Source organism: Achromobacter sp. (assembly GCF_050285565.1).
GTDB lineage: Bacteria > Pseudomonadota > Gammaproteobacteria > Burkholderiales > Burkholderiaceae_B > Achromobacter.
This window is the reverse complement of record NZ_JBLZXG010000013.1, coordinates 144,029-155,570: the sequence shown is the minus strand read 5'-3', so window position 1 is coordinate 155,570 and position 11,542 is coordinate 144,029. Positions and strand designations below refer to the sequence as shown.

The window sequence follows — 11,542 nt, the reverse complement described above, 5'->3', positions numbered from 1 at the left end:
GCGACAGCACGTCCGGCCGCTCGGCGGCGCGGGCGCGCTGGGCGTCCAGTTCCTGCTCCTGGCGGCGCTGGATGTCGTTGGCGCGAGTGGCGGCCTCCGCGGGCAAGGATTGCGCGGCCAGGCGAGGCGGGAAGGTCAGGGAGGCGATGGATGAAACGCACAGCGCCAGGCAGGGAAGCAGCCTCTGCCGGAGGCGGCTTCGCGATACGATGGTATGCACTTGTTTCTTATTGAAATTCTCGGTTTCCTTCCATAACGGAGCGGAATCGAATTAATTAAGCGCGCATTTCAATTTATGCCCTATTTTTCACAGATCTTCTGGCGACAATCGAGAATATGCAGAAGCGGAACAGCGCCCATAAAGTTACATATAATTACGTCGATAAATTAGCGGACCACGCCGCCGCTGGCGATGGGAACAATCTGAAATCGCTTGGGGAACCACGCCTTGCCGGCAACGCTCGCGCGGCTCGCGCTGTGCCAAAATCGCGCCCATGCCGATCGACAACCGCCTGATTCCCTCCGCCCTCGCCGCCCAGACGGCGCAATTGCCCGCCGCCTGGCAGACCGCCCTGCAGGCCCCGCGCGTCGCCGCGGCGCTGGCGGCCGTGACCGCCCATGTGGAAAAGCGTCTGGCCGAAGGCGCGGTGGTCTATCCGGCCGAGCCGTTTCGCGCCCTGCATGGGCTGGCGCCATCGGACGTGCGGGTGGTGATCCTGGGACAGGATCCGTATCACGGCCCCGGCCAGGCGCAGGGGCTGGCGTTTTCCGTGCCGGACGATTGCAAGCGCCCGCCCAGCCTGCGCAACATCTTCAACGAGATCGCGCAGGAATATCCGGGCACGCCGCTGCCGGCTGGCAACGACCTCACTGCGTGGACCGAACAGGGCGTGCTGCTGCTGAACACCGCGCTGACGGTGGAAGATGGCCAGCCCGCGTCGCACGCCAAGCGCGGCTGGGAAACAGTGACGGATGCATTGATCGCGCGGGTGGCCGAGGACCCGTCACCCAAGGTATTCATGCTGTGGGGCGCGCACGCCCAGGCCAAGCGGGCGTTGCTTCCCGACAACAGCGGCCACTTGGTGCTGATGGCCAACCACCCGTCGCCCCTGTCCGCGCGGCGCCCGCCCGTGCCGTTCCTGGGCTGCGGCCATTTCCTCAAGACCAACCAGTGGCTAGCCGACCAAGGGAAAAACCCTATTGATTGGAAGCTGAGCCAAAAATTAATTCCCAAGCAAGGCGAATTCGGGTTATGATCGCCGCACTGCACAAAACGAGTTCGGCATTTACCGCCTTGATTTAGCGGAAATTCCAGCAGTCTGCCGGGCAACCAAGCCCAGGCCCATGCCGAACATCATCGATTCCTGACCTCCTTTCCTTTCGCCCTGCGTTCCAAGCAGTATCACGGGAACGCGCCACGCGCACGGTTGATTCGGTCGGCACGATGCTCCATCAACCGTCGCCTGGATCCGGCCGCCTAATCCCCTGGCCCGACCAAGCACTGCGCCGCTTTTATCGCGGCAAGGGAAAGTTATGTCTTTCGAAACCCTGGGTCTCGCGCCCGCCCTGTTGTCGGCCCTGCAAGATGCCGGCTTCACCACCCCCACCCCCGTGCAAGCCTCGGCCATCCCCCAGGCGCTGGCCGGCCACGACCTGATGGTGTCCTCGCAGACCGGTAGCGGCAAGACTGCCGCCTTCATGCTGCCCGCGCTGCACCGCATCGCCCAGATGCCCGCCAACAAGGGCGTCGGCGTGCAAGTGCTGGTGCTGACCCCGACCCGCGAACTGGCCCTGCAAGTCACCGAAGCCACCGCCACTTATGGCCGCAAGCTGGCCGATCTGCGCACCGCCACCGTCGTCGGCGGCATGCCCTACGGCGCCCAACTGAAGGCGCTGTCGCGCCGCGTCGACGTGCTGGTCGCGACGCCCGGCCGCCTGATCGACCATCTCCAGGCCGGCCGCGTCAAGCTCAACACCGTGCACACGCTGGTGCTGGACGAAGCCGATCGCATGCTGGACATGGGCTTCATCGAGGATATCGAAACTATCGTCGGCCGCCTGCCGGCGGAACGCCAGACGCTGTTGTTCTCGGCCACCCTGGATGGCACCATCGCCAAGCTGGCGGCGCGCATGATGCGCGATCCGCAACGCATCGAGATGGCCGGCTCCAAGGAAAAGCACACCAACATCACGCAAAGCCTGCTGTACGCGGACGACGCCAGCCACAAGATGCAGCTGCTGGATCACGTCCTGCGCGACGCCACGCTGGATCAGGCCATCGTCTTCACGTCCACCAAGCGCGGCGCCGACGACCTGGCCGACCGCCTGGCCGACCAGGGCTTTGCCGCCGCCGCCCTGCATGGCGACATGAATCAGCGCCAACGCACCCGCACGCTGTCGCAACTGCAACGCGGCCAGCTGCGCATCCTGGTGGCCACCGACGTGGCCGCCCGTGGCATCGACGTGCAAGGCATCAGCCACGCCGTCAACTTCGACCTGCCGATGCAGGCCGAAGACTACGTGCACCGCATCGGCCGCACCGGCCGCGCCGGTCGCAACGGCCTGGCGTTCACGCTGGCCACGCATTCGGAGCGTCACAAGGTGCGCCGCATCGAGCACTACATCGGCCAGTCCATCACGCCCGAAGTAATCGCCGGCCTGGAGCCCAAGCGCACCCCGCGCCCGTCGGCCGGCGCCGCGCCGCGCGGCGGCAAGCCGTTTGGCAAGCGTCCGGGCGGCTTTGGCGGTGGCTATCAAGGTCACCGTGAAGGCGGTTCGCGCGAAGGCCGTTCGTTCGGCGGCCCGCGTGGCGAATTCAAGCCGCGCGAGGGCGGTTACCAGGGCGCCCGCGAAGGCGGCGCTGGCTATCAAGGCAACCGCCCGTTCGGCGACCGCCCGGCCCGTTCGTTCGGTGATCGCCCCAGCTTCGGTGATCGTCCCCAGCGCGAAGGCGGCTACCAGGGCAATCGTCCCTTCGGCGACCGTCCGCAACGTGAAGGCGGCTTTCGCGGCGGCGACCGCGACGCCCGTCCGAGCTTCAGCGATCGCCCCAGCTTCGGCGACCGCCCCCAGCGCGACCCGCGTCCGTTCAACGAGCGCGGCCCGCGCGAAGGCGGCTTCCGTGGCGGCGACCGCGATTCGCGCCCGAGCTTCAGCGATCGTCCCAGCTTCGGCGACCGTCCGCAGCGCGAAGGCGGCTTCCGTGGCGCTGACCGCCCCAGCTTCGACAAGCGTCCCGGCGGCCCCGCCAAGCGCTTCAGCAAGCCTGCCGGCGCCCGCCGCGGCTAAGCCCTGAAAGGCTCCCAACAAACCCCGCGCCTGTCGCGGGGTTTGTTTTTTGGGAAAATGCCGTATTCACGACGTCCTGATTTTCCGCCATGCAACGCCCCGCCCCCGCCAACCTGCCCCCGCTCTCTCCCGCCGCCCTGGCCCACAGCGATGCCGCCGCCGCGCACTTGCGCGCCGCGATCAGCGCCGCTTGCGGCTGGCTGCCATTCGATCACTGGATGGCCGAAGCGCTGTATGCGCCGGGGTTGGGCTATTACGCGGCGGGTAACGTCAAGCTGGCCGAGGCCGATGAGCGCGCGCCCGCGGGCGATTTCGTCACCGCCCCGCAACTGACGCCCCTGTTCGCCCGCACCCTGGCGCGCCAGGTGGCCCAGGTGCTGCGGCAGACAGATACCCAGACGGTGCTGGAGTTCGGCGCTGGCACCGGCGCGCTGGCCGAAGGCGTGCTGCGCGAACTGGACGCGCTCGGACTGGCGGGCGCGCAGTACCTGATTCTTGAAGTATCGGCCGACCTGCGCGCGCGCCAGGCCGAGCGGCTGGCGCCGTGCGGCGAGCGCGTGCGCTGGCTGGAGGCGCTGCCCACGGGTTTTCGCGGGTGCGTGCTGGCCAACGAAGTGCTGGACGCCATGCCGGTGACGCTGTTCCGCTGGAGCGACGATGGCGCGGTGCTGGAACGCGGCGTCGCCTGGGATGCGGCCCAGGGCTTTGTCTGGGAAGACCGGCCGGCCCCGCCGCGGCTGGCCGAGGCGGTGACGGCGCGCATGCCCGCGCTGCCGGGCTATGTGTCCGAAATCAATCTGCAGGCCGAAGCCTGGATCGAGGGCATGGGCGGCTGGCTGGAACAAGGCGCGGCGCTGCTGCTCGACTACGGTTTTCCGCAAGGCGAGTACTACCATCCGCAACGCGCCGCCGGCACGTTGATGTGCCATCTGCGCCATCACGCGCATGGCGACCCGTTCACCGCGCCCGGGCTGCAGGACATCACCGCCCACGTCGACTTCACCGCCATGGCGGACGCGGCGCAAGCGGCCGGATTGCAGGTGCTGGGCTATACCTCGCAGGCGCGCTTCCTGATGAACGCCGGCCTGATGGAATTGCTGGCGCAGTTGGATCCGAGCGACGCGCGCGCCTATGCGCAGGCGGTGGCGCCGGTGCAGAAGCTGCTGTCGGAAGCCGAGATGGGCGAACTGTTCAAAGTGCTGGCCGTGGGCCGCGGCATCACGCAACCCCTGATCGGCTTTGCACGCGGCGACCGCCTCGGCAAGCTGTAGGAAACGCGCCCTCAGGCGGCGCGCAGCCGCTGCAGGCGCGCTTGACGCACGCTCTGCTTGATCCGCGCGGGATCCCCGGCGCAGGCACGGGCGATGGCGCCAGCATCCACGTCACGCACCGCCTCGGCGCGCCCGCGCCAGGCATCGATGGCCACCGGCCGCAACACCGCCGCCGTTTCCAGCAGGTCGAAAAAGCGCTCGGGCTTGCGCAGCGCGTCGACGCGCTCCAGCAACGCGAGCTGCGCTTCGGCGACATCAGCGCTGGCCGCCTGCGTGGCATCCAAGCCCGATAGCATCTCGGGCAGCAGGCGAGCATAGTCGTTGCACTCGGTGGGCACGCGCAGGCGCCGGCCCAGGGCCTCGCGTTCGGGCGACAGGCGGCACAGCAACGCATAACGCCCCGGCAGGGACAGCTTGCGCGCGGCCGCGCGATCGACGTCGCCGCCGGTCTCCTCGGACTCCCGCAGTTCGGGCATGACGCGATCCAACGCACCCGACTGCCGCAACACATTCAACATGCGCGACGGCGCCGCGGCCATGAGACCGCGCGACACTTCTTTCCAGACGCGCTCGGGCACCAGGGCATCGGCCTCGCCGGCCTCGACCATGCGGCGGCATAGCGCCAGGGTCTCGGGCGCCACGCTGAAATCGGGCAAGCGCGCGGCGAAGCGGGCCAGGCGCAGGATGCGCACGGGGTCTTCCTCGAAGGCCTCGCCCACGTGACGGAACACGCGCGCCCGCACGTCGGCGCCGCCGCCGAGCGGGTCGACCAGCTCGCCATCCTGCGTCTGCGCGATGGCATTGACGGTCAGGTCGCGGCGGCGCAGGTCTTCCTCGAGCGTGACGTCGGCGCCAGTGTAGAAGGTGAAGCCCTTGTAGCCGCGCCCCGACTTGCGCTCGGTGCGCGCCAGCGCGTATTCCTCTTTGGTCACCGGATGCAGGAACACCGGGAAATCGCCGCCCACCGGAATGAAACCGCGCCGCGCCATGTCTTCGGGCGTGGCGCCGACCACCACCCAGTCGTGGTCGCCCGGCGCCAGACCGAGCAGCGCATCGCGCACCGCCCCGCCCACAATGTAGACCCGCAGGCCCTGCGTCGCCACATCCCCCGTCATGGCAGGGTGGTGCTTTCCGCGCCCAGCGGCACCACGTTGCCCAGGCGTTCCTTGAGCGACTGCGGTTGGCCGCTGAACATGGCGGCGTAATAGACCGAGTTGGACATCACGTTCTTGACGTAGGTGCGCGTCTCGTTGAACGGGATGGTCTCGGCGAAGATCGCGCCTTCGACCGGATGGCTGAAGGTCGAGCGCCAGTTGTGCGGGCGCCGCGGTCCGGCGTTGTAGCCGGCGCTGGCCAGCATCTGCGAGCCGTTCAGGTCGCGCAACACCATGTTCAGGTAGTTGGTGCCCAGCTCCGTGTTGGTATCGAAGTCGTTGACGCTGTCGGGCGTGAAGTTGCTCATGCCGATCTTGCCCGCGACCCACTTGGCGGTGGCCGGCATCAACTGCATCAGGCCGGAGGCGCCGACGTGCGAACGCGCGTCCATGATGAAGCGCGATTCCTGGCGGATCAGGCCATAGACCCAGGCCGGATCCAACGCGATGGCGTTGGCCTTGGCGGTGACGCGGCCCTCGAACGGCGCGATGAAGCGCTGGCTGAAGTCGAATTCCTTTTCGGTGCGATCGGACGTGTTGACTACACGATCGTAGATGTTCTCGGCGCGCGCGAGTTCGGCCGCGGCGAGCAATTGGCGGTCGGTCATGCCGCGCAACGCGAAGTTCCATTCGGGCACGGCCTCCTGGCGCCAGCCCAGGCGGAACAACTGCACCGCGCGGCGCAGACCGGGATTGGCGCGGGCCTCGGCGATCTCACGATCGGTGATGGGCGCCGGACGCGGCGGCACGGTGATGCGCCGGCCCAGCTCCTCGGCGGCCAGTTGGCCGTAGAAATCGAAGCGGTCGGCGATCGAGGCATAGGCCGCGTTGGCCTGCTCACGATGGCCGGTGGCGGCCAGGCCGCGCGCCTTCCAGTAGACCCACGAGGGATCCTGCTGCTGCGCCGGCGGCATCTGGTCGATGGATTCGATCACCCACTTCCAGTCGATCTTGGGCTGGCGCAGCGCGGCCCGCACCTTCCAGCCGGCGTTGTATTCCGTCATGCGGATGTGGCCGGCCTCGTGGTACCAATCGTCGGCGCGGCTGTCCAGGTTGAGCGCGGCCACCAGCGCGTACTGGCCACGGATCCAGGCCAGGTTCGACTTGGCCATGGACTTGGCCCATTCGCGCCGCAGGTAGGAATCGGCCACGTTGATGTCGGATCGAGCCAGACGCGCCAGCGCGATGGTGACCAGCTCTTTTTCGTTGCGGCCCACCGGCAGGCGGTCCTGCCGCGTCAGCCAGCGCATCGGATCCTTGATGAGGACGTCGTAGGTCTTCTGGTCGCGCGGCTCGAACATGTATTGCACGAACTTGCGCGCGTCGGCGGTCTTGTTGGCCTCGATGGCGTCGCGCAACTGCGGTTCGAGGTGCTCCCAGCCCAGCACTTTGTCGGCGACCAACTGGTCGTACAGCGCCCAGCAGGCGCCGCCCGGCGAAAACACCGCCATGGCCTGCGCGGCGGTGGCGCGCTGGCCGGTCATGTGCTTGGCGTTGAGGATGGCGCACTCGACCTGGGCATTGCTGTTCTTGACGGGCGCCAGCTTGCGCACGGTGTCGAAGTCGCCGCTGCGCGCGGCGGCCAGCAGCCAATCGGCGCGCAGCCTGTCGGCCAGGTAGGCATCATCGTTGTTGTTGATGAACTTCTGCAATTCGGCGGTCGGTCGCCCGCCAGCGGGCGGGCTCCAGAGCTGATAGCGCAACAGCCAGTATTCCGGGTACATCCCCAGGGGATCGGACTTGGCCTGCGGCACCAGGGCGCCCAGGATCGACCACTGCTTGCGGTTCATGGCCTCGCGCGCGGCGACCACGGCCGCCAGGGCGGGCGTGTCGGCGGTGGGCGGCAGGCCGGCCAGCACGGCCGGCGGCACGGCTATGGCCGGCTGCGGGGCCTGCGCGGCCGGTTGCGGCTGGGGACTGACGGCGGCGGTGCGCTGCTGCGCGTCGACCGGCGCGCAGGCGGCGGTGAACAGCGCCAGCAGCGGCAGCCAGCGGCGCAGGCCGGCGCGGGCGTCGGCCGCGCGCGGGGATTTCCCGCCGGTTTTCTGATACCGTCCGGATTGCGGGGCCAGGACGCTGGCCATGGCGTTGCGCGCGGGCTTCATGCGCCAACCTTGCCAGCGGCTTGCGGGTCCGCGCAGTGATGGGCGCAGAGACAGGCGCGGCAAGGCGCGGGCTGGTCCCCGCGGCGGTCCGCGCGATCGTTGGCGAGGAAATTCGCGCGCAGGTTCGCGCGCAAATTCGCACCATGACTCGTGTTATCGCTGACCCGCAGTGTCGCCTTCATTTTCCACCCCTGTTACAGCTACCGCATGACTACGCAAAATACTCCAGAGGATACCGCAAGCCAGCTACGCACGCGATTGCGGAAATTGCGCGCCGAACTGCCGGAAGACCAACGCAGCCGCGGCGGTCTGCTGATGCGGGCGCGCCTGTTCACCTGGCTCAACGTGGCGCGCGACGAAGCGTTGCGGGCCGGCCGCCGCGCGCCCACCGTGGTCGCCGCCTTCTGGCCCATGGCAGACGAACCCGACCTGCGGCCGTTGCTGGAGCAATGGGCCGAAAATGGTGTCACGGTGGCCCTGCCGGTGGTGCGCGAACGCAACGCGCCGCTGGTCTTCCTGCCCTGGACGCCGGACGCGGAACTGCGCGCCGGCCCTTACGGCATCCAGGAACCGGCACAAGGCGCCGAAGTGTTGCCCGACGTGTTGCTGATCCCGACGCTGGGTTACACCGAATCCGCCGATCGCCTCGGCTATGGTGGCGGCTACTACGACCGCACCCTGGCGGCGCTGCGCGACCGCGGCCACGCTTTCGTCACCATCGGCGTGGCCTGGAGTTGCGGCGAGCTGGATCCCGGCTATCAACCGGCCGCCCATGACTTCCGCCTGGACGCCGTCATCACGCCGGACGGCTGGGTGCCGCATGCCCCGCAGGAAAACCCCGGCCAGGGCGGCGTCACACTGCACCGTCATACGCTGCGCTGACGCACTAGTTTTGCCCGGAGGGCTTGCACCATAATGGTGCAACCTCCCCCATGATCCGCCCCTGATATTCCCCTTAGCCGCGTGCCGCGGCAAGCCCTTGCGGGCCGTTCGTCACCCCGCCTTTACGCCCCTTTCGCCGCGGCCCGGCCGCGCCCCGATTCGTCCCACCGCGCGGCCCCGATTCGGGCCCATGGCGCCACGCCACGGCCCCTGGGGGCCGCCCGTCCCGTCGCTGCCTCCTTGCGGCCGGAGGTAGCCAGCCGCCGCCGACAAGAGGATATTGACCTCCAGGGCGGCCCCTCGTGCGCGCCGGCCAAGCTGGCACACGGGTTGCTTATTCATTCAGACCGGCCCCGCAGGGGCCGGACAACGGCCGCGTCCCAAGCGAGCCGTCAGCATCTGCAACGGAGGAGCCATGAAGGACAGATCATCCCGTCCCGCCGCCTATGACGAAATGCGCGACAGCGCCGGCGGCATACGCTCCCATTACCAGGCCTTCGAGCGCTGGCACCAGGAGCAATCGGCGGAAGCCATGGCCGCGCGCCGCCTGGAGGCCGACCTGAGTTTCCGGCGGGTCGGCATCACCTTTTCGGTGGCCGGCGACGCCGCCGGCACCGAACGGCTGATCCCGTTCGATATGATCCCGCGCATCATCCCCGCCGACGAATGGCGCCGCCTGGAGGCCGGCCTGAAGCAGCGCGTGCGGGCGCTGAACATGTTCATCCACGACATCTACCACGGCCATGACATCGTGCGCGCCGGCGTGGTGCCGGCCGAGCAGGTGTTCCTGAACGCCCAGTACCGCCCCGAGATGCAGGACGTGGATGTGGCCGAGGACATCTATTGCCACATCGCCGGGGTCGACATCGTGCGCGCCGGCGCCGGCGAGTTCTACGTGCTGGAGGACAACCTGCGCGTGCCCTCCGGCGTCTCGTACATGCTGGAGAACCGCAAGATGTCGATGCGGCTGATGCCCGATGCCTTCAGCCGCATCAAGGTCGAGCCGGTGGCGCACTATCCCGACCTGCTGCTGGACAACCTGCGCGAAGTGGCGCCGCACGGCGGCGACGATCCCACCGTGGTGGTGCTGACACCCGGCATGTACAACTCGGCGTACTTCGAGCACGCTTTCCTGGCGCAGCAGATGGGCGTGGAGCTGGTGGAAGGCCAGGACCTGTTCGTCGAGCAGAACACCGTGTACATGCGCACCACGCAAGGGCCGCGCAAGGTCGACGTGATCTACCGCCGGCTGGATGACGACTTTCTCGACCCGCTATCGTTTCGCGCCGATTCGGCGCTGGGCGTGCCCGGCCTGCTGTCGGTGTACCGCGCCGGCCGCGTGACGCTGGCCAATGCCATCGGCACCGGCATCGCCGACGACAAATCGACCTATCTCTACGTACCCGACATGATCCGCTTCTACCTGAGCGAAGAGCCGATCCTGTCGAACGTGCCCACCTGGCGTTGCGGCCGTCCGGAGGAACTGTCGCACGTGCTGGCCAACATGCACGAGCTGGTGGTCAAGGAGGTGCATGGCGCCGGCGGCTACGGCATGCTGGTGGGCCCGTCGGCCACCCATGCCGAGGTCGAATCGTTCAAGGAGCGCGTGCGCGCCAACCCCGCCAACTACATCGCGCAACCGACGCTGGCGCTGTCGACGGTGCCGACCTATGTCGAGTCGGGCGTGGCGCCGCGCCATGTCGACCTGCGCCCCTACGTGCTGTGCGGCAAGGACATCCGCACCGTGCCTGGCGGCCTGTGCCGCGTGGCGCTGACCGAGGGCTCGCTGGTGGTCAACAGCAGCCAGGGCGGCGGCACCAAGGACACCTGGGTTCTGGAGGAATAACGATGCTGAGCCGAACCGCCGACAACCTGTTCTGGATGTGCCGCTACACCGAGCGCGCCGAGAACACCGCCCGCATGCTGGACGTGAACCTGCAGATGTCGTTGCTGCCGCAGGATGCGCAAACGCGCGAGGGCTCGTGGAACGCCGTGCTGCGCATCTCCGAATTGCACCGGCTTTACCACGCCAAGCACGCCGCGGTGTCGCCGCACGACGTGTTGCAGTACATGGTGCGCGACGCCGAGAATCCCTCGTCCATTTACAGCTGCATGCGCGCCGCCCGCGAGAACGCGCGCGCCGTGCGCGGCAGCCTCACCACCGAAGTCTGGGAGACCTACAACACCACCTGGCTGGAGCTGCTCAAGCATCTGCACACCGGGTTGCTGGAACGCAACCCGGGCGAGTTCTTCGAATGGGTCAAGTTCCGCTCGCACCTGGCGCGCGGCGTCACCATCGGCACCATGCTTGAGGACGAAGCGCTCTACTTCATGCGCATCGGCATGCACCTGGAACGCGCCGACAACACCGCGCGCATGCTCGACGTGAAGTTCCACGAACGCGACGGCAATGGCACGCCGCAGCAACCGCAGGACGGCCGCGGCGAAGGCCATGCCGCGGGCGCGCTGCAAAGCGAGTTCTATCGCTGGTCGGCGTTGCTCAGTTCGGTGTCGGGGCTGGAGGTCTACCGCAAGGTCTACCGCGATGTGATCACGCCCGACCGGGTGGCCGAACTGCTCATTCTGCATCCGGACATGCCGCGTTCGCTGCTGGCGGCGATGCGCGCGGTGGCCGACGACCTGGCCCGGGTCTCGAACCAGCGTTCGACCGAAACCGAGCGGCGCGCCGGCATGCTGTGCGCCGAACTGCAGTTCGGCCGCGTCGAGGACATTCTGCGCAACGGGCTGCATCAGTACCTGGAGCACTTCCTGGATCGTATCAACGACCTGGGCAACCGGATCAGCCAGGACTTCCTGGTGCCGTTGTCGGCATGACAAGGAG

Annotated in this window: 8 protein-coding genes; 6 read left to right on the top strand and 2 right to left on the bottom strand. The window is 68.0% G+C overall.

Annotation, left to right across the window (positions count from 1 at the left end):
• The first annotated feature begins 494 nt into the window (after positions 1 to 494).
• From ACN6O8_RS24300 to ACN6O8_RS24290, 3 genes are all read left to right on the top strand, one after another.
• A complete protein-coding gene (locus ACN6O8_RS24300) occupies positions 495 to 1,256 on the top strand; it encodes a uracil-DNA glycosylase (RefSeq protein ID WP_427993537.1) in 762 nt (253 codons plus the stop codon).
• Positions 1,257 to 1,533: 277 nt separating this feature from the next.
• Entirely contained in the window at positions 1,534 to 3,288 is a 1,755-nt protein-coding gene (locus tag ACN6O8_RS24295) for a DEAD/DEAH box helicase (protein ID WP_427993536.1), read from the top strand.
• Between the two features lie 89 nt (positions 3,289 to 3,377).
• Positions 3,378 to 4,559, top strand: a complete 1,182-nt coding sequence (locus ACN6O8_RS24290; RefSeq protein WP_427993535.1) for a class I SAM-dependent methyltransferase — start codon at positions 3,378 to 3,380, stop codon at positions 4,557 to 4,559.
• 11 nt (positions 4,560 to 4,570) lie between these two features.
• On the opposite strand, the gene ACN6O8_RS24285 is transcribed toward ACN6O8_RS24290, so the two are convergent.
• Positions 4,571 to 5,674 carry a CCA tRNA nucleotidyltransferase gene (locus ACN6O8_RS24285; protein WP_427993534.1) on the bottom strand — a complete coding sequence of 368 codons (1,104 nt, stop codon included), beginning with the start codon at positions 5,672 to 5,674 and terminating at the stop codon, positions 4,571 to 4,573.
• Positions 5,671 to 7,797 carry a transglycosylase SLT domain-containing protein gene (locus ACN6O8_RS24280; RefSeq protein WP_427993544.1) on the bottom strand — a complete coding sequence of 709 codons (2,127 nt, stop codon included), beginning with the start codon at positions 7,795 to 7,797 and terminating at the stop codon, positions 5,671 to 5,673. Before ACN6O8_RS24280 ends, ACN6O8_RS24285 begins: the two co-directional genes overlap by 4 nt.
• 228 nt (positions 7,798 to 8,025) lie before the next feature.
• Here ACN6O8_RS24280 and ACN6O8_RS24275 point away from each other — a divergent pair, with 228 nt between their 5' ends.
• The 3 genes from ACN6O8_RS24275 (at position 8,026) to ACN6O8_RS24265 (ending at position 11,535) form a co-directional block, all read left to right on the top strand.
• Positions 8,026 to 8,700 (top strand): 5-formyltetrahydrofolate cyclo-ligase, encoded by a 675-nt coding sequence (locus tag ACN6O8_RS24275; protein ID WP_427993533.1) that lies wholly within the window; start codon positions 8,026 to 8,028, stop codon positions 8,698 to 8,700.
• A 415-nt stretch (positions 8,701 to 9,115) separates the two neighbouring features.
• The gene (locus tag ACN6O8_RS24270) at positions 9,116 to 10,546 is read left to right on the top strand and encodes a circularly permuted type 2 ATP-grasp protein (protein ID WP_427993532.1); all 1,431 of its coding nucleotides are present in this window, start codon (positions 9,116 to 9,118) and stop codon (positions 10,544 to 10,546) included.
• A 2-nt stretch (positions 10,547 to 10,548) separates the two neighbouring features.
• Entirely contained in the window at positions 10,549 to 11,535 is a 987-nt protein-coding gene (locus tag ACN6O8_RS24265; protein WP_427993531.1) for an alpha-E domain-containing protein, read from the top strand.
• Positions 11,536 to 11,542: the final 7 nt, after the last annotated feature.

Bases quoted from the DNA above. Each gene is read 5' to 3' on its own strand.
- ACN6O8_RS24300 (WP_427993537.1), top strand. From the start codon at position 495: ATGCCGATCGACAACCGCCTGATTCCCTCCGCCCTCGCCGCCCAGACG.
- ACN6O8_RS24295 (WP_427993536.1), top strand. From the start codon at position 1,534: ATGTCTTTCGAAACCCTGGGTCTCGCGCCCGCCCTGTTGTCGGCCCTG.
- ACN6O8_RS24290 (WP_427993535.1), top strand. From the start codon at position 3,378: ATGCAACGCCCCGCCCCCGCCAACCTGCCCCCGCTCTCTCCCGCCGCC.
- ACN6O8_RS24285 (WP_427993534.1), bottom strand. From the start codon at position 5,674: ATGACGGGGGATGTGGCGACGCAGGGCCTGCGGGTCTACATTGTGGGC.
- ACN6O8_RS24280 (WP_427993544.1), bottom strand. From the start codon at position 7,797: ATGGCCAGCGTCCTGGCCCCGCAATCCGGACGGTATCAGAAAACCGGC.
- ACN6O8_RS24275 (WP_427993533.1), top strand. From the start codon at position 8,026: ATGACTACGCAAAATACTCCAGAGGATACCGCAAGCCAGCTACGCACG.
- ACN6O8_RS24270 (WP_427993532.1), top strand. From the start codon at position 9,116: ATGAAGGACAGATCATCCCGTCCCGCCGCCTATGACGAAATGCGCGAC.
- ACN6O8_RS24265 (WP_427993531.1), top strand. From the start codon at position 10,549: ATGCTGAGCCGAACCGCCGACAACCTGTTCTGGATGTGCCGCTACACC.